This window comes from Thiocapsa sp. C2-2m (assembly GCF_041903745.1).
Lineage (GTDB): Bacteria > Pseudomonadota > Gammaproteobacteria > Chromatiales > Chromatiaceae > Thiocapsa > Thiocapsa roseilacustris.
The window spans coordinates 1-23,850 of sequence record NZ_JBBWVD010000030.1 but is presented as its reverse complement, the minus strand read 5'-3'; the positions used below and the strand labels follow the sequence as shown (position 1 = coordinate 23,850).

18 protein-coding genes and 2 pseudogenes are annotated in these 23,850 nt (G+C 64.7%); 14 read left to right on the top strand and 6 right to left on the bottom strand.

Annotation, left to right across the window (positions count from 1 at the left end; all coding sequences use genetic code 11):
* The first annotated feature begins 369 nt into the window (after nt 1-369).
* The 3 genes from AADX97_RS20835 to ubiD all read left to right on the top strand — a co-directional run bounded on the left by AADX97_RS20835 (nt 370) and on the right by ubiD (nt 4,739).
* The gene (locus AADX97_RS20835; RefSeq protein ID WP_374236039.1) at nt 370-984 is read left to right on the top strand and encodes a CNP1-like family protein; all 615 of its coding nucleotides are present in this window, start codon (nt 370-372) and stop codon (nt 982-984) included.
* A gap of 210 nt (nt 985-1,194) precedes the next feature.
* Nucleotides 1,195-3,228: an oligopeptidase A gene (gene prlC / locus AADX97_RS20830; RefSeq protein ID WP_374236040.1), complete on the top strand. Its 2,034-nt coding sequence runs from the start codon at nt 1,195-1,197 to the stop codon at nt 3,226-3,228.
* 26 nt (nt 3,229-3,254) lie between these two features.
* Nucleotides 3,255-4,739 (top strand): 4-hydroxy-3-polyprenylbenzoate decarboxylase, encoded by a 1,485-nt coding sequence (gene ubiD, locus AADX97_RS20825; RefSeq protein ID WP_374236041.1) that lies wholly within the window; start codon nt 3,255-3,257, stop codon nt 4,737-4,739.
* 99 nt (nt 4,740-4,838) lie between these two features.
* On the opposite strand, the gene AADX97_RS20820 is transcribed toward ubiD, so the two are convergent.
* The 4 genes from AADX97_RS20820 to AADX97_RS20805 all read right to left on the bottom strand — a co-directional run bounded on the left by AADX97_RS20820 (nt 4,839) and on the right by AADX97_RS20805 (nt 7,546).
* Nucleotides 4,839-5,120 carry an RNA recognition motif domain-containing protein gene (locus AADX97_RS20820; protein ID WP_374236042.1) on the bottom strand — a complete coding sequence of 94 codons (282 nt, stop codon included), beginning with the start codon at nt 5,118-5,120 and terminating at the stop codon, nt 4,839-4,841.
* 656 nt (nt 5,121-5,776) lie between these two features.
* Complete coding sequence (locus tag AADX97_RS20815; RefSeq protein WP_374236056.1) at nt 5,777-6,010, bottom strand: glycine zipper family protein; 234 nt, start codon at nt 6,008-6,010, stop codon at nt 5,777-5,779.
* Nucleotides 6,011-6,073: 63 nt separating this feature from the next.
* Complete coding sequence (locus AADX97_RS20810; protein WP_374236043.1) at nt 6,074-6,484, bottom strand: Rap1a/Tai family immunity protein; 411 nt, start codon at nt 6,482-6,484, stop codon at nt 6,074-6,076.
* 198 nt (nt 6,485-6,682) lie between these two features.
* Entirely contained in the window at nt 6,683-7,546 is an 864-nt protein-coding gene (locus AADX97_RS20805) for an SDR family oxidoreductase (protein ID WP_374236044.1), read from the bottom strand.
* A 250-nt stretch (nt 7,547-7,796) separates the two neighbouring features.
* Between AADX97_RS20805 and AADX97_RS20800 the strand changes: the two genes are divergently transcribed.
* The 6 genes from AADX97_RS20800 (at nt 7,797) to AADX97_RS20775 (ending at nt 19,079) form a co-directional block, all read left to right on the top strand.
* Complete coding sequence (locus AADX97_RS20800; protein ID WP_374236045.1) at nt 7,797-8,834, top strand: CDP-6-deoxy-delta-3,4-glucoseen reductase; 1,038 nt, start codon at nt 7,797-7,799, stop codon at nt 8,832-8,834.
* A gap of 74 nt (nt 8,835-8,908) precedes the next feature.
* Complete coding sequence (locus AADX97_RS20795) at nt 8,909-9,529, top strand: hypothetical protein (protein ID WP_374236046.1); 621 nt, start codon at nt 8,909-8,911, stop codon at nt 9,527-9,529.
* 207 nt (nt 9,530-9,736) lie between these two features.
* On the top strand, nt 9,737-11,725 hold the full coding sequence (locus AADX97_RS20790) for a TonB-dependent receptor plug domain-containing protein (RefSeq protein WP_374238640.1): 1,989 nt from the start codon (nt 9,737-9,739) through the stop codon (nt 11,723-11,725).
* A 16-nt stretch (nt 11,726-11,741) separates the two neighbouring features.
* Nucleotides 11,742-12,329 (top strand): hypothetical protein, encoded by a 588-nt coding sequence (locus AADX97_RS20785; protein WP_374236048.1) that lies wholly within the window; start codon nt 11,742-11,744, stop codon nt 12,327-12,329.
* A gap of 6 nt (nt 12,330-12,335) precedes the next feature.
* Nucleotides 12,336-13,766, top strand: coding sequence for a GGDEF domain-containing protein (locus tag AADX97_RS20780; RefSeq protein ID WP_374236049.1), 1,431 nt, complete (start codon nt 12,336-12,338; stop codon nt 13,764-13,766).
* A 51-nt stretch (nt 13,767-13,817) separates the two neighbouring features.
* Nucleotides 13,818-19,079, top strand: a complete 5,262-nt coding sequence (locus AADX97_RS20775; RefSeq protein WP_374236050.1) for a response regulator — start codon at nt 13,818-13,820, stop codon at nt 19,077-19,079.
* 320 nt (nt 19,080-19,399) lie between these two features.
* On the opposite strand, the gene AADX97_RS20770 is transcribed toward AADX97_RS20775, so the two are convergent.
* The gene (locus tag AADX97_RS20770; protein ID WP_374236051.1) at nt 19,400-19,771 is read right to left on the bottom strand and encodes a hypothetical protein; all 372 of its coding nucleotides are present in this window, start codon (nt 19,769-19,771) and stop codon (nt 19,400-19,402) included.
* Nucleotides 19,772-19,981: 210 nt separating this feature from the next.
* Between AADX97_RS20770 and AADX97_RS20765 the strand changes: the two are divergent.
* The 3 genes and pseudogenes from AADX97_RS20765 to AADX97_RS20755 form a co-directional block, all read left to right on the top strand.
* Nucleotides 19,982-20,209: pseudogene (locus AADX97_RS20765) on the top strand (ATP-binding protein); the annotation flags it as partial.
* A gap of 384 nt (nt 20,210-20,593) precedes the next feature.
* Nucleotides 20,594-20,827 carry an antitoxin gene (locus AADX97_RS20760; protein WP_374236052.1) on the top strand — a complete coding sequence of 78 codons (234 nt, stop codon included), beginning with the start codon at nt 20,594-20,596 and terminating at the stop codon, nt 20,825-20,827.
* Nucleotides 20,828-20,852: 25 nt separating this feature from the next.
* Nucleotides 20,853-21,155, top strand: a complete 303-nt coding sequence (locus AADX97_RS20755; protein ID WP_374236057.1) for a PIN domain-containing protein — start codon at nt 20,853-20,855, stop codon at nt 21,153-21,155.
* Between the two features lie 117 nt (nt 21,156-21,272).
* Here AADX97_RS20755 and AADX97_RS20750 read toward each other — a convergent pair.
* Nucleotides 21,273-21,446 (bottom strand): annotated as a pseudogene (locus tag AADX97_RS20750) (hypothetical protein); the annotation flags it as partial.
* A gap of 80 nt (nt 21,447-21,526) precedes the next feature.
* Here AADX97_RS20750 and istA point away from each other — a divergent pair.
* Complete coding sequence (gene istA, locus AADX97_RS20745; RefSeq protein ID WP_374236053.1) at nt 21,527-23,053, top strand: IS21 family transposase; 1,527 nt, start codon at nt 21,527-21,529, stop codon at nt 23,051-23,053.
* Entirely contained in the window at nt 23,040-23,780 is a 741-nt protein-coding gene (gene istB / locus AADX97_RS20740; RefSeq protein ID WP_374236054.1) for an IS21-like element helper ATPase IstB, read from the top strand. The genes istA and istB overlap by 14 nt, the downstream gene beginning before the upstream one ends.
* Nucleotides 23,781-23,850 lie beyond the last annotated feature (70 nt).

The following is a 23,850-nucleotide window of genomic DNA, read 5'->3' as shown; positions in this document are numbered from 1 at the left end:
GATGTCGATGCGGCGATGCGCCCGGGTGCGAAGCATGGAGACGCACGTCACGGCGAGCGCATCCTTCCGGCCCGTTTTTCCTGCATAAATCACTTTGGACCGGTTCAAAATTAAGCAAAACAACGCGACGAAGGAATACCTTTGCCACGGTTACCGTTATCGTTGTCGTAATCGTTAACGGCAACGACAACGATTGGATTCGGTGCTCACCTTAGGTGATTTCCGGGAAAGGTTCCACCGACGTGTAGGGGCGAATTCATTCGCCCCTACAGTCCCTAAACGCCTTCCCGGTATGCGCAGTCGGGACGACACTTCCCGGAAATCACCTTAATTTATGACACGTCACTTCATCCCCAGGTGAACGGCATCATGACACCCCCCCGACAGCTTCCATCGGCCTTCCTGCCCCGGCGACGTTTTGCCCGGGACGTCCTACTTTGGCTCCCTCTGCTTTGGCTCGCGATGCCCTTATCCGCCGCGAGAAATGCCTTCGTGACCGACGCCGAGCCCCCCGTGCCCTCGAGCGTTCAAGCGGGCACGCCTTGGAAGGAAGCGGACTCCACGCTCCCGCCTTGGCCGCAGGATGCGGATCTGGTCGAGCTGGTCCCGGACGGACCGGATTCAGCCCTCCGATACTTCATCGACACCGCGAACCTACGGATCGGCTCCGACGCCGTAGTGCGCTATACAGTCGTCGCGGAGGGTCGCAGCGGGACCCGCAACCTCTCGGTGGAGGGCATTCGGTGCACGCCGAGGGGCGCCTACAAGACCTATGCCTACGGCGCTGGCGAACGGTTCGTTCCGATCGAGTCGGACGAATGGCTGGAGATCTCCGCCGACGTCGGGGAGCGCTGGCGCCAGGACTTGTGGCGATTTCACTTCTGCATCCCGCAGGCCTTCGCACCGCGTCCGAGAATCGACATGGTCCGTTCGCTCGAGGGCCGGATCTCGCCGCGCCAGAACATGGGTTTCCTGCCGGACTGACGACGCCGAGTGCATCGCAAACTGCGTCACTCGCGCCGACCCGATCGGTCGACTGGAAACTCCTGCGCCAAGCCCGCATGATCCACGAAGCGCCAGGCTTCGCCCGTCCCGACCCGCCGGTTGTCACGACGCGGTCCCCGAGCCACCGCCGATCGCAACCCTTGACCTCTTTAGATCCCTTTGATCCGCGAACCCGACCAGGCCACACCCATGACGAACCCTTTACTCGACACCACCGGCCTCCCGGCCTTCTCTCGGATCCGTCCCGAACATGTCGAGCCCGCCATCGACGTCTGCCTCGCCGACTGCCGCGCCGAGATCGAGCGTCTGACACGCGAGGTCCCGGTGCCGACCTGGGAGAGCTTCGTCGAGCCGCTGGACGAGATCGACGACCGCCTGAGTCGCGCCTGGTCACCGGTCGGACATCTCAACGGTGTCCTGAACAGCGACACACTGCGCGCGGCCTACAACGCCTGCCTGCCGAAGCTCAGCGATTACGGCACCGAGGTCGGGCAGAACGAGGCCCTCTTCCGCGGCTACCAGGCGGTCGCGGCGCAGGAGCACCTGAACCCGGCACAGCGCAAGCTCCTCGGGAACGCGCTGCGCGACTTCCATCTCTCGGGAGTCGACCTGCCCGCCGAGAAAAAGGCTCGCTACAAGGCCATCAGTCAGGAGCTCTCCCAGCTCACCACCAAGTATTCCGAGAACGTGCTCGACGCCACCAACGCCTGGAGCAAGGTCATCGAGGACGAGGCGCAGCTCGCGGGCCTGCCCGAATCCGCGCTGGGGCTGGCCCGACAGAACGCCGAGCAGCGGGGCCAGACCGGCTGGCTCTTCACGCTCGACCTGCCGTCTTACATGCCGGTCATGACCTATGCGGACAACCGCGAGCTGCGCTTCGAGCTCTATCAGGCCTACGGCACACGCGCCTCCGATCAGGGGCCGGATGCTGGAGAGTGGGACAACAGCGAGATCATGGAGCGCATCCTGGCGCTGCGTCACGAGCTGGCCGGGCTGCTGGGATTTGCGAACTATGGCGAGCGCTCGCTCGCGACCAAGATGGCCCGCTCGCCGGACGACGTGCTGGCCTTCCTCAATGACCTGGCCGACCGCTCGGTCGGTCAGGCACGCAAAGAGCTCGCGGAGCTGGAGTCCTTCGCGCGCGAGCAGCACGGCGTCGAGACGCTGGAGCCGTGGGACGTGGGCTACTATGCCGAGAAGCTGCGTCTGCACCGATACCAAATCAGCCAGGAAGAGCTTCGGCCCTACTTTCCGATCTCGCGGGTCCTGTCGGGTCTCTTCGGCGTCGTCGAGCGCCTCTTCGGGGTCCGGATCCAGGAGGCCGAATCCTTCGACACCTACCACCCGGAGGTGCGCTTCTTCGAGATCCGCGACGGCGCATCCGGGGCGCTACGCGGCCAGTTCTATCTCGACCCCTTCGCACGCCAGAACAAGCGCGGCGGGGCCTGGATGGACGTCTGCACCAACCGGATGCACACCAGTCGTTGCGACCAGCTCCCGGTCGCCTACCTGGTCTGCAACTTTACCCCGCCAGTCGGCAACAAGCCCTCGCTGCTGACCCACAACGAGGTCGAGACACTCTTTCACGAGTTCGGCCACGGCCTGCACCACATGCTGACCAAGGTCGACTATCCAGGTGTCGCCGGGATCAACGGGGTGCCGTGGGACGCGGTCGAGCTGCCCAGCCAGTTCATGGAGAACTGGTGTTGGGAGCGTGAATCGCTCGACCTCTTTGCAGCCCATTGGGAGAGCGGTGCGCCGATCCCGCAAGACCTCTACGAGCGCATGACCGCGGCGAAGAATTTCCAGTCGGCCATGCAAATGGTGCGACAACTGGAGTTCGCGCTGTTTGATTTCCGCCTGCATCTGGAATACGACCCGGCGCGCGGGGGACGCGTCTACGAGATCATCGAGGAGGTCCGCGACCGGGTCGCCGTGATCCGTCCGCCCGCCTTCAACCGCTTCGCCCACGCCTTCTCGCACATCTTCGCGGGCGGCTACGCGGCGGGCTATTACAGCTACAAATGGGCCGAGGTCCTGTCCGCGGACGCCTTCTCGCTGTTCGAGGAAACGGGTGTCTTCGATGCGGACACGGGCCGGTCCTTCCGCGAGAACATCCTGGAGAAAGGCGGATCGGAGGACGCCATGGTGCTCTATGTGCGGTTCCGGGGTCGGGAGCCGAATACGGATGCGCTGCTTCGTCATTCCGGCATCGCGGCTTAAACCGCGTTCGAAATGCGGGATAAGAAATGAAGTATCGGGACCTGCGTGATTTTATCGACCAGCTTGAGCAGCGCGGCGAGCTGAAACGCATCCGGGTCGAGGTCGACCCCTATCTCGAAGTGACCGAGATCTGTGACCGGACGCTGCGGGCCGGCGGCCCGGCACTGCTGTTCGAGCGACCGAAGGGGTCGAAGATTCCTCTGCTGGGCAACCTGTTCGGGACGACACGCCGAGTGGCCCTCGGCATGGGCGAGGAGTCGGTGGAAGCGCTGCGCGAGGTCGGCAAGCTGCTCGCCTTTCTCAAGGAGCCGGATCCGCCGAAGGGGATGAAGGAGGCGTGGCAGTCGCTGCCGATCTTCAAGAAGGTGCTGGACATGGCCCCGAAGGTTCGGCGCAACGCGCCTTGCCAGGATGTCGAATTCAGCGGGGATCAAGTGGATTTGGGGCGCCTGCCCATTCAGCATTGCTGGCCGGGCGACGCCGCGCGGCTGATTACCTGGGGCCTGGTCATCACCAAGGGGCCGGAGAAGGCGCGCCACAACCTCGGCATCTACCGGATGCAGGTGCTCGGCCGCAACCGGGTCATCATGCGCTGGCTCGCCCACCGTGGCGGTGCGCTCGACTTTCGCGACTGGCAACGCGCCCATCCCGGCAAGCCATTCCCGGTCGCCGTCGCGCTCGGCGCCGACCCGGCGACGATTCTCGGCGCCGTCACGCCGGTACCGGACACCCTATCCGAATACGCCTTCGCCGGACTGCTGCGCGGCAGCCGCACCGAGCTGGCGGCCTGCAAAGACTCCGATCTCCAGGTCCCGGCCAGCGCCGAGATCGTCCTCGAAGGCCATATCCACCCGGACGACCTGGCACCGGAAGGGCCTTTCGGCGATCACACCGGCTACTACAACGAGGTGGGCGAGTTCCCGGTCTTCACCATCGAGCGCATCACTCAACGCCGCGAGCCCATCTATCACAGCACCTACACCGGGCGCCCCCCCGACGAGCCTGCGATCCTAGGCGTTGCCCTGAACGAGGTCTTCGTACCGATTCTCCAGAAACAGTTTCCGGAGATCCGCGACTTCTACCTGCCGCCGGAGGGTTGCTCATATCGCCTGGCGGTCGTCAGCATCAAGAAGCAATACCCGGGACACGCCAAGCGGGTCATGATGGGTGTTTGGTCCTTCCTGCGTCAGTTCATGTACACCAAGTTCGTGATCGTTGTGGACGAGGACGTCTGTACGCGCGACTGGAAGGATGTGATCTGGGCGATGACGACCCGGATGGATCCGGTGCGCGACACGGTGATGATCGAGAACACGCCGATCGACTATCTGGATTTTGCCTCTCCGGTCTCGGGACTGGGATCGAAGATCGGCTTCGATGCCACCAATAAGTGGGCCGGGGAGACGACGCGCGAATGGGGAAGCCCGATTCTAATGGACGCGGCGGTGCGTGAACGGGTCAACGGGGTCTGGGACAGTCTCGGCATCGCCCCCGGGGTACGAAACGGCTGACGGCGAGGCGGATAAACGACATCGAGGGTCAAGATCGACGCCGGCGGCGCAACGCGCCGCGACGACGATCCTGTCTAGGCCATGAGTCGAGCATCGGGCTCAGTAGCGGCTCCCGCCCCCGCCGCCACGTGGACGTTCGGCACGCGGACGCGCCTCGTTGACGGTGAGCTTGCGTCCTTTGAAGTCGGTTTCGTTCAGCGCCTTGATGGCCGCATCCGCCTCCGAGTTGTTGGGCATATCGACGAATCCGAAGCCTTTGGACTGACCGGAAAACTTATCCTTGATCACCTCCGCGGCTGCAAGATCACCGAACTCTCCGAAGACTTCCCGCAGGTCGTCGTCGGTCACGCTATAGGTTAGGTTTCCTACGTAGATCCTCATCGCTGTCTCTCATGCTGGTGTGCGTTGGTCGAGCCAAGACCGCCGAGCTGCCAACACACAAGCCGACTCGACAGCGGGTAACGCAAAACCGCACCCGCGCGAAGAGCGGCATCGCGGGAGGGGCACGGGAAAGGAGATCAGTGCATTCAACCTGGATCAGAGGGCGGCATCATCACGAACGGCCGAAACGCACCCGACATCGCCTCGCCGTCACGGTCGTGCGCCGGTCCAATGTGCTGCAGCGTTTCCTGTCCCGGGACTTCCTGCAGTACGTCGTGCACCGAAACCCCGAAAGCGCCGCGATTCTTTCCCGATGAAAGCTAGTGGATCGTGTGCGAAGCGTCAACTGCGTTTCATTGAAAAAAATGTGACGATTCGTCGAACGGAAACCCGATCCCCAGGGAGAAAAAACTGAAAACCTGCCCGGCCAAACGCGCCGACAAACCTTTTCGCCTCAAGCCGATCGCCGCCGATGCCCGTCGAGTGCGTCGCCGAATCCCGCGCATCGCCTCGCCGAGTCCGACGAGCGCCACGCGAGGCCGCACGCGTCCTGTCGGGGGGCAAAACACCCGCGACGTGCACAAGTGCACACGCAGGGTGGGAGAGACAGATGGCCGGCCGAGCCGACAAACGGCTCGGTCGATCGATCGTCCGGATCAGTTGTTGCTGAAGCTGCCGCGCTGATGCTCGTCGACGAGCACCCCGCCCAAGGCGCCCACACCGGCACCGATGAGCGCGCCGCGACCGGCATTGCCGCTGAAGGATCCGATGACGGCACCGCTGGCTGCGCCCATACCGGTGCCTGTAGCAACGCGCGAGGTGGTCGTGCTGCCGCATCCGGCGATCAGCAGAATACAGGCCAGAGCGGCCGTAACTGTCGTGACTTTCATCATTGGAATCTCCGAGACTGCGAGGGCGTCGAGCCGCCGGCCGACGCCCGATGGATGAAGGGCCTATTTCTGACCCGTGCAAGGATATTTGGCTGCGAGCGCACGCACCACGCCCTTCACGGGCTGCTCGCCCATCAGCTCCTTGCTCCCGGCGTTGGCCTGCGCCCAAGCGACGAATGCCTCGCGGGCATCCTCGATCGTGGCGCCTTGGGGGTAACAGATGAGGCGCTTCAAGCCATTGCGGGCCGTGACGCCGTCGTGATATTGGACGGTCGCCTCGAGGAAGGCGCGGCAGGCCAGGGAGGCGATCTGATGGCCCTCGGCATCCGGTGCAACCGCACAGATTCGATACAGATTTTCGGTCGAGTCGTAGTTGAAGTCCGCTTCCTGAAGCGCACTGGCGGGGGATGCAAAGACCGCGGTTGCGAGCAGGGCAGCGAGCATTGCGGGCGCTTGTCGGATTGAACGCGTCATCGATGGCTCCTTATGGGTTGTTGGGTCCGATCACGCCTGGGCTCGAGGTCGAACGGAACAGGGTGCATTCGAGCGGGCAGTCCGAACGAAGATGATCCGAGCACTCCGCGCGATCGGGACGCACCGCCGCCTCGGCGTGCGATGCAGGGCCGCATCATAGCCGCCAAAAGCGTTCGAGGATACGCATCCGCCGATCGCCTAAAAGAGACCGCGCAGCCCCTCGGCCAGCGACGGGTAGCGGAACACGACACCCAGCTCTTCGCGCAGCCGATCGTTGCGCAGACGACGCGACTCGCTCAGGTAGGAGAGCATGCCCTCGGAGAGGCGATCGGCGGCCTCCGCGAGGCTGATCAGCGGCGGGCTCGGCAGCCCGGCTGCGGCGGCCACGTCGAGAAAATAGTCCGTCATGGTGCTTGGGTGACCGTCGCAGGCGTTGTAGATCGCACCCGACGGCGCCCGCTCCATCGCCGCGATACAGGCCGTGACCAGGTCGTCGACGTGAATCCGGTTGGTGTATGGCGCTTCCTGCGGCCTGACAAGAGGTGCACCCGCCCGGATCCGCTCCAGAGGCAACCGGTCCGGGCCGTAGATCCCAGCCACGCGCAGAATGACCAGATCCCGGCCGCTCTCCGCGCACCAACGGAGCAGCGTCTCCTCGGCATCCCGGCGCCGTTGCGAGCGCGCCGCAACAGGCGCGACTGGATGCGTCTCGTCGATCCAGCTACCGGCGCAATCGCCGTAGACGCCGGTCGTGCTGATATAGAGGACGCGCCGCGGATGACCGTAGCGCTCGAAGACCTCGACGAGATGCCGGGTATGGGGGTCTTGAACCCCGTTCCCCGGCGGCGGCGCGAAATGAAAGACCCGCGCCTCGGCAAGGCCGAGATCACCGAGATTTTCAGCCGCGAGATCGCAGCGTAAGCCCTGGATGCCGTGGTGCTCGAGCCGCGCCACCCCCGCATCGGATCGCACGATGCAGGTGACGGCCTCGCCCTGCTCCCGATATTGGCGGGCAAGGCGCATGCCCACATATCCACATCCAACGACGATCTGCTCGTTCATTACCCAACCTGCCTCATGTTTGCGAACTCGGCATGCGATGCCTCAAGATTGTCGAATCGCGTCCCCAGCATAAACCGGCGTTGCACCCGGCAACATGACCTTGAGAATACCCGATGCCTCGGAACAGGTACAGATCAAGCCATTGAAAAACAAATCTTTAAACCGCGCCATCCAGGGTCAGCCGATGGAGATAGGGCCGAGCCGATCCAAAACCATCGCCTAATCACTCCGGACGCGGTTTAATCACCCGATGAGCTTCAAGATCCGAACCCTCCCCGCGGAACATCGCTTCGATGTCGAGCCGGGCGAAACCATCCTCGCCGCCGCGCTGCGCCAAGGCATCGGCCTTCCTTACGGCTGTCGCGACGGCAAGTGCGGATCCTGCTCGGTCCACCTCCTCGAGGGCCGGGTCGACTACCCGAGCGGGCCGACCGAGGCGCTCGAGGGCCAGCCCGAGGACACCTGCCTCGCCTGTCAGGCCGTGCCGGCTTCCGACCTGCTGTTGCGCGTGCGCGAGGTCCCGTCGGTGGCGCACATCGAGGTCCGCACCCTGCCCTGCCGGGTCTCGCGCAAGGAGCGTCTCAACCACGACGTGATGCGCCTCTTCCTGAAGCTGCCGGAGAACCAACGGCTGCAATTCCTCGCCGGCCAGTATCTGGACTTCATCCTGCGCGACGGCCGCCGTCGGGCCTTCTCCATCGCCAATGCGCCCCACGACGACGCGGAGATCGAGCTGCATGTCCGTCATGTTCCGGGCGGCGAGTTCACCGCCTACGTCTTCGAGAGCATGCCCGAGAAAAGCATCCTGCGCATCCAGGGACCGATGGGGACCTTCGTCCTTCGTGAGGATTCGGATCGTCCGATCATCCTGATGGGTGGAGGCACCGGGTTCGCGCCGCTGAAGGGGATGATCGAGCATGCGATCCATATCGGACTCGACCGCCCGATCGCGCTCTATTGGGGGGTGCGTGCGCAGCGCGACCTCTACCTGACCGATCTGCCGGCCGCTTGGGCGCGGCAACTGCCCACCTTCCGCTTCGTCCCCGTGCTCTCGGAGCCGGATGCGCACTGGCAGGGACGCACCGGATTCGTTCACATGACCGTCCTCGAAGATCACCCGGATCCAAGCGGATTCGATCTCTACATGAGCGGACCGCCCGTCATGGTCGAGGCCGGGCGGATCGCCTTCGAGGCCGCGGGGCTCGACCGGGATCGCATGTATTCGGACGCCTTCGAGTACGCCGCCGACACCAAGTCGACCAAAGCGCAGAACAGCGGGACGACCTGAGCTTGTCCTGCCGCCCCGAGCCGGGCACACTCCCGCGCCCGATGGAACCTTTCGCGATCTCGGAGCAACCGCTTATGCGTCCTTTCCGGCTTGCCGTCGCGTTCGGCCTTGCCGTCCTGCTGACGCTCGGCTGCGCGCCGGGCCCCTTGAGCACGACCTGGATCGCACCCGGGACACCCCCGACCCCGTATCGCGACCTGATCGTCTTCGGCATCTCCACCAACCCGATCGTACGCCGCGCTTACGAAGATAATTTTGTCGAAGCGCTGAAAGGCGCCGGCGTTCAAGCGCGTGCGGCGCATACCCTGCTTTCCGACCGCGATGTCGGCCGAGCGAGGGCGGTGCAGGAGGCGGTCGGGCGATCCGGGGCCGACGGGGTCATCGTCACCTACCTCGCTGGCGAGAACCCGGAGGCCCCCTCGAGCGGTGGACGCACCCATGTGGTTCCGAGTCTTTACGGGCGCCTCTACCCGTATTATGGTCACATCCTGAGCGAGGTCACCGCACCCGGGTATTACGCCGGTTACCGCGCGCTTCGGCTCGAGACCAATCTCTACGACGCCGGACGAGCAACGCTGGTCTGGTCGGGCCGCTCCGACACACTGGATCCGAGCTCGGAGCAGACCACGATCAGCGAGGTCATCGCCGCCGTGATCGGCAAACTCAAGGCGGACGGTTTTTTGCCGACGTCCTAGGGCGCTCCGGCCGCCGACCGAGCGGGTAAGTCGTCTCGGGCAGACGACACCGGGAGCCGGTATGCCTGCACCACGACGGGTCTGCCGATGTCGAGCAGGTCGGATGCATCTACGCAATGCCGCTCGCGCCAAGGGCTCGGAGGCCTCGTTGTGTTGCCGTCAACAAGCCTACGAAGATCACTCGCACCGCGCGGACTCGCCGTGTCGATGCTCGTCATGATGCTGATCACGGATGAAGCCGCCGGCATCCAACCGACGCCCGACTCCGACGACGCACCTCTCGGCGACTTGCTGAGTCTCCTCGATCAGGAAACCGAGCTGGCGACCCGCAACGGAATGAACGCGGACTTCGTCCCCGGCATGGCGACCATCCTGTCCGGATCCGAGATGCTCGCCCGCGGCGCTCGCACCGTCTGGGAGGCGCTCTCGCTGGTCCCCGGCATCAGCCAAGGGCTCGAGATGACGGGCGAGCGCCAGGTTCTCAGTCGCGGGGTCGGTTTCGGCTATGCCTCGGGGAACATCAAGTTCCTGCTCGACGGCGTGTCGATGAACTCGACACTGTTCGCCACCGCGAACCCGGTCCTGAACATCCCCATCGAGCAGATCGAGCGCATCGAGGTCATCCGCGGACCCGGCGCCTCGGTGCATGGAGAGTATGCCTTCGCCGGCGTGGTGAACGTCGTCACCCGGCAAGCCGACCGCAGGATCCACGCCCAAGCCAACGAGCGCGCCGCTGCCGGCGGGGGCGGGATCTGGCACTGGAGCGACCCGCAGCGCGATCTGACCGCCTCGATCAATCTTGCCGGCCTTGCCGGCAACGGCGGCGTACCCGTCGCCGAAGATGCCCTCTTCGCGATCGTCGAGGCGCAGCTCTCCAACGCGCCCGGCCCATCGAACGAAGCGAGCCGGTATCTCGGTGCCTTCGCCGATCTGCGCTGGCGCAATACCTCCGTCGCGATCAAGATCCTGGACGACGACTACGGCGATCATTTCGGGATCAATCACTTCCTGCCGCCATCGGACGACCGAATTGCCTCCGGACAGCGTTATGTCTCGGCTCAAATCGGCCAAGATCTGGCGCTGTCGGATGCGCTGGATGCACGCGTCCGGCTCGAGTCGCTGCAGTACGAGCGCACACGCGAGCAGCTCTACGTCTTCCCGCCGAGTTATTTCGACACGCAACCCGTCTACCTGGATCAGGACTACCGCGAGACGCGCTACCTCGGGGCCGCGGATCTGCACTGGCGCGGTTTGGACAGGCACCTTGTCCTGCTGGGCTTCGAGGCGAGTCAGGTGCAGGTCGACCGCGCGAGCTGGAACTGGTTCAACCTGTCGTTCGATGTCCCCGAAACCTGGCTGGATCAGGAGCTCGACCGACGGATTCTCAGCCTGATCGTGCAGGACGAGATCCGTGCGAGCAAGGGCTTCACAGTCACGGCGGCGCTGCGCCTGGACGACTACAGCGACCTCGGCGCCTTCCTGACCCCGCGCCTGGCCGCCGTCTGGCGCATCGACGAGGCCAACATCCTCAAGCTCCAGTATGCACAAGCCTTTCGACCGCCGACCTTCTACGAGCGGGAGTATCCGGGCCGGGAGTCCATCGACGCCGGGCACATCGCGACCTACGAGTTGGGCTACATCCTCAAGCAACCCCGCTGGGAAGGACGCCTAATCCTGTTTCAGTCCGACCTCGTCGATCCGATCGTCTTCGGGGACGACGACGACGGCTTTATCAACAGTGCCGATGTGCGTTTGCGCGGTGTCGAGCTGGAATACGAGGTCCGCCTCGGAGCCCGCGTGAAGATCGATGCGAATTTCTCCTACGTGGACACGGTCTCGCGCGACGCCGACCGGCCACTGCCCGGCGGCACCGACCTACTGGCCAATCTAGCCGTCCTTTGGCGCCCGGTCGACGCCTGGACCGCGGCCCTGCAGCTGCGCTACGTCGGCGATCGAAGCCGACCCGAATCCGACCCGCGCGATTCGGTCTCGGGTTACGCCATGGCGGATCTGACCTTGAGCTATCAGCGCACCGGGCCGGGGGTCTTCGCGCATCTCGGGGTCAAGAATCTGACCGACGAAGATGTGCGTTACCCCGACCTGCCGACCGGCTTCGGCGGGGTGGACCTGCCCTACCCGGACGGCTATCCGCGTCCGGGGCGGCGCTGGTGGTTATCCGTCGGCTACCGCTTCTAAGGGGCGCCGACAACTCATGCCGCCGAATGCGGGAATCAGCCGCCGGGATCTCGTCGCTGCCTTGGCGCTGTGTCTCGGGCTCGGGCTCGGGCTGGTCGCCACACGCGCCTGGACCCAGTCGCTGTGGCAGGAGGAGGAGCAACGGTTTCGTGTCGGACTCAAGCTCTTCCCCGCCGTTCTCGGCGCCGTTGAAGACCTTGAAGACAAGCGCGCGACCGACGGAAAGCTCGAGATCCGTGTCGTCTACGAAGGCTCCGACACGGTCGCTCGAGAGGCCGCCGCGGCGCTTCGTGACATCGGCTGGATCCGCGAGATCCCCTTGAATGTGCAAACCCTGAGCGCGGAGGCGTTGGACGTGGACGATGCGTTGCTCGGCGGAATCTTCGTCGCCAGCGTAGACGTCGGGGGCAAGCGGCTGCGCCTCTGGTCGGAGCGTCATCGCGCCCTGGTCTTCTCGCCCTTCGCGGGCGATGTGGAGGCCGGCGCCGTTGCGGGAATCCATGTCGCCGATCGCATTCTACCCTTCGTCAACCTGCCTCGGGCGCAGCGTGCGGGGATCCGGTTCAAGCCGTTTTTTCTCAAGGTCGTGCGCTGCCATGAGTAGCGCTGCATGAACGACATGACCTTGACCACGCATCGACGGTTCTCGCTGACTCTCGAGCGCAACCTCGCCCTGATCTTTGCGCTGCTCGGGATCCTGCTCACGACGCTGATCGCGCTGCATTGGGTGTTGGTCATCGAGCCGACCCTGCGCGCCGAGGCCGAGAGCCGCTCGCGCGCGTTCGCCCAGGCCCAGACCAGCGGGATCGAGTCATTGCTGCGCAACGATCAGCAGCCCGACCGGCTCGCCGACGCGATCCGAACCGAGCTCGATGCCGTGCTGCTGCTGAAGGATGAGTCCACAAAAACGCCCTTCGTCCGACGGATTACCCTCGTCCTCGACGGGGATCTGGTCGCGCTTCCACCCGACAGCCTCGATCTCGCGCGGGGGATCGACCGGTGTGCCGATTGTTTCGTGACGGAGGTGCCGCTTTACGATCCGGACGGTCACCTTCTGGTCGGGATCGCCACCTTTTACTCCAGCCCGCAGTTCCTGAACGATCTGATCGGCAGCGTGCGCGGCAAGCTCCTGTGGGTCGGCGGCGCCATGCTCCTGGTCATCGGTCTTGCCTGGTTCGGGGCCAGCCGGGTGTTGCGCAGACTCGGCGAGAGCGAGTCCAACCTACGCACCCTGTTCGAGGCGGCACCCTTCCCGATAATCTTGGACGAGCGCGGCGCGGGAGGGGTCACGCAAGCCAACCAAGCGGCCAAGACCTATCTCTCCCTGGAACCCGACAGCACCGGGCGGTTGAACAGCATGGCATGGGAGGCACTGGCTGCCGACGGAATCCCCGACGGGGTCGGCGAGCAGCGCGAAGCCCGGATCCTGACGAGTGGCCGAAGTCGACGTTGGGCGGTCGTCTCGGCGATGCCGCTTCGGTTTTCGGGCGTCTCGAGCCGGCTTATCTCTTTGGTCGACATCTCGGAGCTGAAGGCGACCCAGGACGAGCTACGCCTCGCCTCCTTGACCGATGGTCTGACCGGAGCCTACAACCGACGCTATCTTCTGCAGAAGCTTGCCGAGGAGATCGAGCGCGCCAAACGTTACGGCGACGCGCTCTCGGTCATCCTGCTCGACTTGGACAGCTTCAAGACGATCAACGACACCTTCGGGCATCGGGTCGGCGACGAGGTCCTGGTGAAGGTTGCCGCGACCTTGCGCACCTGCACGCGCGATGTCGACGTGAGCGGCCGTTACGGAGGAGAGGAGTTCCTCGTGATCCTCCCCCATACGTCCGCCGCCTTGGCGATGGAGGTCGCCGAGCGCATTCGCTGCGCCGTCAAGGCCCTGACCTCGAGTCAACCCGGGCTTCGGGTCACCGTAAGCAGCGGCGTATGCGAATATGCCGGGATGGATGTCGACGGCCTTGTCGAGATCGCGGATCAACGGCTCTATCGGGCCAAAGAGGGGGGCCGGGATCGTGTGGTGGGTTCATCCTGAACCGAAGGACATGGATCGCTCGGCGATGGAGCGCACGCTCGACGTCGGCATGTGCGATCGGCGATCTCACGTGCGGCCTGTTTCGAAGCCGCCCCGCGCGATCGCGATACCGCGCAGTTCCATGACCCGACGCGGACCGAGAACGTCTTGACGCGCAAAGCGCTCCGCCGAGTAATCGGCGCCCCCGGCTCGGGATCGCAGCGCCTCTTGATGCGCGCGGCGATCGCCTTGTCGCTGTCGGTGCTGATCCTTGGATCGCTCGGGGCCTGGTGGTCGGTCGGGCTGGCGGATCGCGAGATGAAAGACAGCCTGCTTTTGGAGACGCGGCTGTTGGCACAATCGCTGAACGTCGAGCGCATCGCCGTCCTTGCGGGCGACCTCTCGGACGTGGATAAACCCGAATATCAGCGACTCAAGAGCCAGCTTGCCACCGTGGCGCGGACGGATCCGCGCTACCGGTTCGTCTCTCTGATGGGACGTCGTGCCGATGGGCAATTGTTCATCTTCGTCGACAACGAGGCACCCGACTCCGAGGACTACTCGCCCCCCGGCGATCTCTACGACGAGGCATCGGAGGGCGAGCGGCGTGTCTTCGCCACCGGCGACGAGCATGTGGAAGGACCGCTCGTCGACCGCTGGGGAACCTGGGTCTCGGCCCAGGTCCCGATCTTCGAGCCGAGCAAGGCCGTCCGAGGCAACGCGCTCCCGGCCGAGGCCCGCGCGCTGGTGCAAAACGCTGCGGCCTATGCAGGCGAGCATGGCCGCGAGGCCCTGCTCGATGCCTTGCGCGAGCCGAACGGCCCCTTCCATCGGGGCGATCTCTACGCCTTTGCCTACGATCTGGACATGACCTTCCTGGCCCATCCGGTCAGGCCCGATCTGGTGGGGCAAAATTGGATCGACAGACCGGACCGTGTCGGCGGCACCCTATTCCGCAAGGAGATTCAGCGCATTGCCCTCTCGAGCGGCAGTGGTTGGGTGGCCTACGAATACGAGAACCCGATCAACCAGCGCATCGAGCCCAAGACGACCTTCGTCCAGCGCGTCGGCGACATCATCGTCTGTGCCGGGGCCTATCGCGTCCAAGGAGACGTCGTCGCCGTGCTCGGTATCGACGTGGAGGCCCGCACCTGGAGGACCGCTCTCGCGAAGGCCGCCGCGCCGATACTCGTACTGACGCTCGTGCTGATCCTGATCATCCTCACGGGCACGGCGTTGCTGATCAGACGCGCCCGACTCGATGCGCATGCCGCACGACGGTTACGCCATTTGGAGGCGGCGCTGGTCTTCGCCTTGGGTCTTGCCTTGACCCTCTTTGCCGCATGGACGGCCCATCAGCGCGAGGGCCATGCCCGCGACTGGTCATTCGCCCAATTGGCGAGCGCGCGCACCGAGGCGCTCGCCGGAAGCTTGCACAACCTGCGCGATACCGAGCTCGAGGGGTTGGCGAGCTTCATCGAAAGCGCGACGGCTATCACCGCAGAGGACTTCGCCCGCTACACGGGCTATCTCACCCGCAATCCGGCCGTACGTGCATGGGGTTGGGCGCCACGGGTAGACGCAGCAGACTTGGATGATTTCCGCGCAAGGGCCGAGGCCGCCGGCATCGAGGACCCGAGGATGTGGCAGGAGGACGCACAGCAGGGGCCTGTACCTGTGACGGCGCGCGACACTCACTACCCCGTCCTCTTCGTGGCGCCATCCACGACAGCAAACGTACAGGCGTTCGGCTACGACTTTGCCTCGGATCCACAACGCCGCGCAGCCATCGAGGCGGCGACGCTCGGCGGCCTACCCACCGCGACCGAACCCATCACCTTCGTGCTCGAGCCAGGAAGCCCGAAGGGTGTCCGTGTCTTTCGACCGGTATTCGGCGCCTCCGGCGATATGCGCGGCGTTGTCGTCGCCGCGCTGCGCATGGATACCCTTCTGCTGAGCGACGGACCGGACAGGGCCGTGCGCCTGCAGATCGCTTACCTGCACCGCTCGGGACACTTCGAGCCACTCGCATCGAATTGGACTCCGAACGGCGAGCTTCCCGCCGGACCGTCGCTGACCCGCCTCATTCCGATCTTCGGCGAGGTCTTTGCGGTGACGGCCTACGCGGGACCGGAGTTCCTGAGCAGGCATCCCATGCGGGCGGGATGGATCACGGCGCTCACGGGGCTCGCACTGACCGCCGCATTCGCGCTTATGGCCACGCTCCTGGCGCGTCGCCATGCGGGATTGGTCGGTCTGGTCAACGCCCGAACCGAGGAGCTCAACCGGTTCTTCACGACCGGGCTCGACATGTTCTGCATCGTCAACGCCGAGGGCAGCTTCTTGCGCGTGAACCCGGAATGGGAGCGGACCCTCGGCTATCCGCCCGAGGAGTTGGAAGGGCATCCTTTTATCGATTTCGTGCATCCGCAAGATCGCGACGCGACGCTCGAGGCGACCCGACGCCTCAACGCACAAGGAACGATCCTGGATTTCGAGAACCGCTACCGGTGTCGAGACGGCAGCTATCGGTGGATTGAGTGGCGCTCCTTCCCCAGCGGGGAGCTAATCTATGCCGCTGCGCGCGACGTCACCGAACGCAAACGCACGCAGGCCGAGACCGCACGACGTTTGGCACTGGAGAGTGCCGCCGCCGCGATCTCCGCCCGATTCGCGAGGGCTCGCCCGGACAATTTCGACGCTATCCTCGATCGGACCCTCCAAAGACTGGGCGAGCTCCTCGAAGTCGAGCGGGCCTACTTGTTCCGTTTCTCCGAGGATGGCTCCCGGATGACCAACACCCATGAGTGGTGTGCCCCGGGCATCCCGTCTCAGATGGGGCGTTCGCAAGACCAGATGAGCGAAGGGATGCCTTGGTGGCAGGCCTGGATGGCAACCGGCGAACCGGTCCTGATTCCCGACGTGGCCACCCTCCCGGAGGAGGCAGCGGCCGAGAAAGCAGAGTTTCTCGCTCAAGGCATCCAGTCGCTCCTATGCCTGCCCATGGTCGACAGCGGCGGCCGACTCGGGGGCTTCGTCGGCTTCGATGCCCTACGTCCGGCGCATGCCTGGGCGGAAAGCGACCTCGGCCTCCTGCAGCTTCTCGTGCAGGTCATCGGCAGCACCATCAAGCGCCTGGACACCTTTGCCCATCTTCAGGACAGCGAAAAGGCGCTGCAGAGAGAGACCCGTTTACAGGATCTCTTGATGGAGATCTCGGCGACCTATATCAGCCTGCCGCTCGACCGGGTCGATTCGGTCATCGAGACCTCGCTGGGGCATCTGGGGGAGTTCGTCGGCGCTGATCGGGCCTACCTCTTCACCTACGATTTCGAGCGGCAGATCACCACCAACACGCACGAATGGTGCGCCCGGGGGATCGAGCCGCAGATCGACGCCTTGCAGGCTGTTCCGACCGGCATGGTCTCCGATTGGGTCGCGACCCATCGGACAGGCGGCACCGTCTACGTCGCCGATGTGCACTCGCTTGCACCCGAGAGCAGTGTGAGACAGGTGCTCGAGCCCCAAGGGATCAAGAGCGCCATCGCCGTACCCATGATGGACGGGCCGCGGTGCCGAGGATTCGTCGGCTTCGATTCGGTGCGCAGGCACCATCGCTACTCCGACACCGAGCGGCGTCTGCTGACGGTGTTCGCGCAGATGCTCGTGAACGTTCAGAAACGACGCGAGACCGAGGACTCGCTGCGACTCAGCCGCGAGCAAGCGGAGGCCGCCAGCCGGTCCAAGAGCGAGTTCCTCGCCAACATGAGCCACGAGATCCGCACGCCGATGAACGCCGTGATCGGACTAAGCCAGATCCTGTTGGGAACCGATCTGAACGACGAGCAGCGCGACTATCTGGGCAAGATTCACGGCTCATCGCGACTGCTGCTCGGGATCATCAACGACATCCTGGATTACTCCAAGATCGAGGCGGGCAAGCTGGAGCTGGAGTCCCGTCCGTTTCGAATCGATCAGCTCCTCGAGCAAATGGCCACGCTCTTCGGCTCGGCTGCGGGCGAGAAGGGCCTCGAGCTTGTCTTTCGCGTGTCCCCCGATGCCCCTCGGACACTACTCGGCGATGCGCTGCGTCTGGGCCAGGTCTTGACCAACCTGCTCGGCAATGCGCTCAAGTTCACCGAGCAGGGGACCGTCGAGGTTCGGATCACCCGACTGGGCGGGGATACCGATCAGGTTCGGCTGCGCTTCGAGGTCTCGGACACCGGGATCGGCATGAACCCGGGACAGGTCGATCGCCTGTTCCATGCCTTCTCGCAAGCCGACAGCTCCACGACACGCAAATACGGCGGCACCGGGTTGGGACTGGTGATCAGCCGCAAGCTGGTCGAACGCATGGGCGGCAAGCTTGAGGTCGCCTCCTTGCCCGGAGAGGGCAGCATCTTTTCATTCAACATCGACCTGCCTGTCTCGCGGGGGGACACCGACCCAGGCACTGTCGGGAAGATCGCCGGGACCCGAGTCTTGGTCGTCGACGACCACGCCGTCGCCAGAACCGTGCTCCGCGAGATCCTGGAAAGTTGGCGCTGCCGGGTCGAGGAGGCCGCAAGCGGGGCCGCTGCGGTGCAGGCCGTCATTGAGGCCGAACGGGCCGGCATGGCCTTCGATTGCATCCTCATGGACTGGAAGATGCCCGGCGAGATCGACGGGCTGGAGGCCGTCCGGCAGCTCTTCCGATTGCGCAAAGAGGGCGTCCTGACCGGTGCCGCGGCACCGGCGATCATCGTCAGCGGCTACAACCGCGACGACCTGCCGAAAGACCGCACGGGGCTCCACGGCTTCCTGGGCAAACCGGTCACCGCATCGGCCCTGCTCGACAGCCTGCTCGAAGCCCGTGGCGAAAAGCCGCAACCCGACAAACCCTCGCGACCGGCCCTGGCTCCGACGCCCTCCTTCACCGGTGCAGCGATCTTACTGGTGGAAGACAATGCATTGAACCAGGAGGTCGCAAAACGCATGCTTCAGCGCACCGGTGCAGTCGTGACCCTGGCCGATAACGGTGTCGAGGCGGTCGAGCTGGCGACGACATGGGACTTCGACCTCGTCCTCATGGATCTGCAGATGCCGATCATGGACGGCTTCGAGGCGACCCGGCGGATTCGTCTCGAGCGTCCGGATCTACCGATCATTGCCCTTTCGGCGGCAGTGATGGAGATTGATCGGAACGGCGCCCGAGAGGCCGGCATGAATGGACACCTCGCCAAACCGATCGACACCGGCGAGCTGTACCGGAGTCTCGCACTCTGGCTGCCCAGCCATGACCGTGCCGAGCCGAGCGGCGCATCTCCGGAGACAACCGAACCCGCATCGGAATGACTGCAACCTTCGGCTGTCGAGTCGCGATAGCCGAACCCCTCGCCAACGAACAGTTGGACGAAACCGCTAGACTGAGGAAGCACGGCGTCGGCCTTTGAATGTCACCTCGTACTCTCGCTCGCGATGGGTTGCCTTTTTAACATCATGAGGTTATGCCAGCATGTCAGTCTCCTGCGAAGAGCAATTCGAGCCCCACGACGAGGCGCATCTCAAGCGCCTTGGGCTGGCTCGACTTTGGACAACCTAGGCGGTCGCCGCGAGCTTATCCAGCAGGCGATCGAGGCTCTTGGACGAAGTTAGGACCATCTCCTCCTCGGGCCTTAAGTTGACGCCATTTTCCTCAGCCAGATCGTCCGCCGCACCAGGGCGAGGCCATCGGAGAAGGTGGCGCGGGACTTGATATACCAGGCGGTTGTGCGTGGCAGAGTGACCCGGCGCTCGCGCCACCGGGAGACCATGAGACACCCGAGCGACAACAGCGGCATCGGCATCGCCATCGGCGTGGTGGGTGCGATCGCCGGATCGTTCCACTGGCGCCGGGTTTCGACGGCGAGGTGGCGCCGGACGTCCTCGAAAGTGACCTCGAGCGACCAACGCCAAACCAACAGACCACGACGCGGGTCGGCGACAGGTTCAGGTCGGTGGACGAAGGCTTGCGTTGGCAGCCGGCCGTCGGGATCGACCACGAGCACCCAGTGAATCGGCAACGGCGGCCATCCCGGGGTATGCCACAGACACACCGCTGAGCAGGCAACATCCCAAGCAACAGCCCCAGCAGAATCCGAGCCCCCTGCCGCGACGACAAACCCCCGATTCAGTACCCGATGATCACGCTTGAAGCGCCATTGCGCGCTCAGCCCCATCGCCCGCAGCGCCGTCGTAACCGTGCGCGCCCCCTACGCCAACAGCGTTCCCATCGGCAAGACGTGCAGATGCGGCTGGGCCGGCGCGCCACCCTCATCACCAGCCAGCTGCCGGTCGAGCATTGGCATGACCTGATCGGCGATCCCTCCCTGGCCGATGCGATCCTCGATCGACTGGTCCACAACGCCTACCGGATTACCCTTAAAGGCGAGTCGATGCGCAAACGTCACGCCCGGACGTTGACGCCGACCACACCCGCCGAGTAACAATGACTCGCCTGCGCCGCTTCGCTCCGACTGCCCCGGCCGAATGGCCGTGGAACGGGTGGCAGAATGCCGGTGGAATCGCTGGCCGGATGTTGGTGGAACAGGTGGCCGAATGGCGTGGAATGCGCAGCGAGTAAAAGTAAGTAGCGCGATTTCGATCGCTTCAGCTCGCTGACCACGCGCAACGTGCTGGCCGCCGACGAACTCGACCGCGCCTGCGTAACCGACCCGGTTCGTACCGGTCGGGTCACGGCCGGGTCGAGCCGGCGCTGAAGGGGAAGCCTAACTGCGGCCGGCATCGTTGACCCGAGTTCAACGCATCGCCCGGCGTTGTACGCCCCGTGCTAACCTCTGCTGTAACCTATGCCCAGTCGATCAGCATCCATGAACGCACCCCGCCGCGCCACCCTCTTCACCAATGGGAGCAATCAAGCGATTCGCATCCCGCGGGACTTCGAGCTACCCGGCAAGGAAGCGCTGATCCGCAAGGACGGCGACCGCCTCATCATCGAGCCAGCGCCGCCGCCGAGACTGCTCGCTGTGCTGGCGACCCTCGACCCCATTGACGACACCTTCCCGGACATCCACGACACGGCGCCGGATCCGGTCAAGCTCTAGCAATTCCCCGCTGAGCATGGCCGCCATGCCGAAGCCCGCGAATCTGCTCGACACCAACATCGTCTCCGATCTCGTGCGTCGACCCGCCGGGCGCATCCGCGACTGCATCGCCGAGCGCGGCGAGGGACAGGTCTGCACCAGCATCATCGTCGCCGCGGAGCTGCGTTTCGGCGCGGCCAAGAAGCCAATGCGAGAAGGATCGGCCCGCCAGTTCATATGCAGTGACTGCTCGTGCTCGCCGCCAATCGCTCGAGGCCAGTGCTGCGGATCGGTATCGGCCAGGAAGTCGTGCTCGGCCCAACATTTGGGTAGAACCGGCGGAAAATGAACTCGACGAACTGCCCAAGGTTGAGTGGCCCGCAGGCCGGTTGCGGCGGTCCTGATGGTTCAACGTGACGTGCGTCGCCGGGTGCTCCAGGCTCGCTGCGGCGGGGTCGTAGTCGAACCGGATGGGGCTACGCAAGCGTAGATATTCCTCGCCACGATCTCGATAGCCTTGAATCACGTCGAAGATGGATTCTATGCGTAGACGCTCCGCGCCGTCATCGCCAATGTCGAACGGACATGGTGTTACTGGCCACCTAAACTGACCCACTAACGGCCACTTCTTTTGATCCATCCCGGAGTGTGCTTTTAGGGTGTGCAGCCTCAGACTGTGCGGTTTTTTGCCGGTCGGGGGTGCAGGTGCAGGAGTGGGTCATGATTCACAAGATCAAAGCCATGTACGACGAAGGGCGGGGGAGTTCGCTGCGGGCGATCGCGGCGGAGTTGAAGATTTCGCGCAACACGGTACGCAAGTACCTGAGGATGAGTGCCGAGGAGATCACGGCGTATCGGCAGGGTCAGCGCCGGGAGCGGCGTCTGGATGTGCATCGCGGGTACGTCGTGCACCTGCTGGAGACCTATCCACGCTTGAGTGCGGTGAAGGTGCTGCGCAAGTTGCGCGAGGCCCACGGGGACTTGGCGGTCTCGGCGCGCACGGCGCGGCGCGACATCCGGGAGCTGAAGGCGACGGTGACGCTCAAGCCGGAGCGCTACTACGAACCGGTGCTGGACATGGTGCCCGGCGTGCAGTGCCAGGTCGACGGCGGGGAGCTGCGCGGGGTGATGATCGGCGGGGTCGCGACCACGGTGTATCTGATGGTCTTTGTCCTGTCCTACTCACGGCTGCTGTACGTAGCGGCCAGTGCCCGGCCGATCGACACCGCCGAGCTGATCCGGATGCACGATGCGGCCTTCCGCGCGTTTGGCGGGCGTCCGCGCGAATGCGTCTACGACCAAACCCGTCTGGTGGTGATCGACGAGCAGTTCCGCGAGCTGGCGCTCAACGAACGCTTCGCCCGCGATGCAGCGAGCGCGGGTTTTGCGATCCGGGCCTGTCGCGGCTACGACCCCGAGAGCAAGGGCAAGGTCGAAGCCGGGGTGAAGTACGTCAAGTCCAACGGCCTCTACGGCGAGACCTTCGCGGCTTGGGCGGAGGTGGGCGCCGACCTGCAGCAGTGGCTCGAGGAAACGGCCAATGCCCGGACCCATGCCGCCACCGGGGAGGCGCCGCGCGAGCGCTATCGGCGTGCGGAGCAGCCGCACATGGCGGCCTACCTGAGCCCGCCCGGCGTGCCGGAGCTCATCGGCGAGGCACCGCTCACCCGGCACGCCGACAAGACCGGCCTGATCGCCTGGAAGGCCAACACGTACTCCGTCCCCCTGGCCTATCAGCGCAGCCGAGTCGGCGTCGTGGAGAGCGACGGGCAGCTGGTGATCAGCGACCCCGGCAGCGGCGCGGTCATCGCCCGCCATGGGCTGGCTCCCGGCAAGGGCGCGATCGTCAAGAACACCCACCATTACCGCGATCCCGCCGTGGCGATCGCCGACCTGGAGGCGGCCATCGCGCAGTGCTTGGGCGCGGCGTTGGGAGCGCGTCTGTGCGCCCTGATCAAGGCCACCGAGCCGAAGATCTACAAAGACCAGTTACAGGGCGTCAAACGGCTCCTCGGCAGCTACCCGGCGCTGGATCCGGCCCTCGTCGCCGCGCTGTGCGACAAACCCGCCATGAGCTACACCCGGCTGCGCGCCTACCTGGAAGCCTACAGCGCACATCCCGAGCGCTGCGGCGAAGCGCCGCCGAGCGCACCGTCGAGCCCCGGCGCCTCGGCGTCCTCGCCGCTCGCACGCTACGCCGCCGTTGCCGCGCAGAACGCACCGGAGGGCGCTCATGACCTCCATTGATGCCGTCGCGCACAAATACCGTGTCCTCAACTGCGGCCATCTGGCTCATGGCCTGGCCGCGTTGCTGAGCGCCGCCGAGGCCAACGCCCTGTCGTATCTGGATCTGGTGGAGCAACTCGTCGACCTGGAGCTGCAGGGGCGCGAAACCAACCGCTTGGCCGCGAACCTACGCAAGGCCGGCTTTCCCGTGATCAAGCGCCTGGAGGAGTTCGACGACCGCCACCAGACCACCATCACCAAACGCCAGGTCAGCCAGTTGCTGGACTTCCGCTTCCTCGAAGAGCGCGCCAATCTGGTCTTCATCGGACCGCCCGGCGTGGGCAAGACCCATCTGGCCGTCGGCATCGGCCTGAAGGCACTGGAGGCCGGCTACAAGGTGCTCTTCACCACGGCACTGGCGCTGGTGGAAACCCTCGAACTGGCCGAACTGCGCGGGGAGCTGAAGAAGAAGATCGCCGGCCTGCTCAAGTTCGACCTGCTGATCATCGACGAGCTGGGCTACCTGCCGATGAACCGCCAGGGCCTCTACAACCTCTTCCAGCTCATCAACGGTCTCTACGAGTACCGCTCGGTGATCCTCACCACCAACAAGGACTTCACCAACTGGGGCGACTTCTTCCGCGACGAGAACGTCGCCGTGCCCATCGTCGACCGTCTCATCCATCACTCGCACGTCTTCATGCTCGGAGGTGAAAGCTATCGACTGAAGCAGAAAATCGGAAACTGACGCTGGTCCGGGTCTCCGGGCGGGTCAAGTTTCGTGGCCGAAAGCGGTTCAGTTCTCATGGCCATTGACA

Excerpts from the sequence above, each read along its gene's own strand:
- AADX97_RS20820 (WP_374236042.1), bottom strand. The coding sequence starts at position 5,120 with ATGAGGATCTACGTAGGAAACCTAACCTATAGCGTGACCGACGACGAC.
- prlC (WP_374236040.1), top strand. The coding sequence starts at position 1,195 with ATGACGAACCCTTTACTCGACACCACCGGCCTCCCGGCCTTCTCTCGG.
- AADX97_RS20810 (WP_374236043.1), bottom strand. The coding sequence starts at position 6,484 with ATGACGCGTTCAATCCGACAAGCGCCCGCAATGCTCGCTGCCCTGCTC.
- AADX97_RS20835 (WP_374236039.1), top strand. The coding sequence starts at position 370 with ATGACACCCCCCCGACAGCTTCCATCGGCCTTCCTGCCCCGGCGACGT.
- AADX97_RS20785 (WP_374236048.1), top strand. The coding sequence starts at position 11,742 with ATGCCGCCGAATGCGGGAATCAGCCGCCGGGATCTCGTCGCTGCCTTG.
- AADX97_RS20800 (WP_374236045.1), top strand. The coding sequence starts at position 7,797 with ATGAGCTTCAAGATCCGAACCCTCCCCGCGGAACATCGCTTCGATGTC.
- AADX97_RS20805 (WP_374236044.1), bottom strand. The coding sequence starts at position 7,546 with ATGAACGAGCAGATCGTCGTTGGATGTGGATATGTGGGCATGCGCCTT.
- AADX97_RS20815 (WP_374236056.1), bottom strand. The coding sequence starts at position 6,010 with ATGAAAGTCACGACAGTTACGGCCGCTCTGGCCTGTATTCTGCTGATC.
- AADX97_RS20795 (WP_374236046.1), top strand. The coding sequence starts at position 8,909 with ATGCGTCCTTTCCGGCTTGCCGTCGCGTTCGGCCTTGCCGTCCTGCTG.
- AADX97_RS20790 (WP_374238640.1), top strand. The coding sequence starts at position 9,737 with ATGCTCGTCATGATGCTGATCACGGATGAAGCCGCCGGCATCCAACCG.
- istA (WP_374236053.1), top strand. The coding sequence starts at position 21,527 with ATGATTCACAAGATCAAAGCCATGTACGACGAAGGGCGGGGGAGTTCG.
- istB (WP_374236054.1), top strand. The coding sequence starts at position 23,040 with ATGACCTCCATTGATGCCGTCGCGCACAAATACCGTGTCCTCAACTGC.
- AADX97_RS20780 (WP_374236049.1), top strand. The coding sequence starts at position 12,336 with ATGAACGACATGACCTTGACCACGCATCGACGGTTCTCGCTGACTCTC.
- ubiD (WP_374236041.1), top strand. The coding sequence starts at position 3,255 with ATGAAGTATCGGGACCTGCGTGATTTTATCGACCAGCTTGAGCAGCGC.
- AADX97_RS20760 (WP_374236052.1), top strand. The coding sequence starts at position 20,594 with ATGAACGCACCCCGCCGCGCCACCCTCTTCACCAATGGGAGCAATCAA.
- AADX97_RS20755 (WP_374236057.1), top strand. The coding sequence starts at position 20,853 with ATGCCGAAGCCCGCGAATCTGCTCGACACCAACATCGTCTCCGATCTC.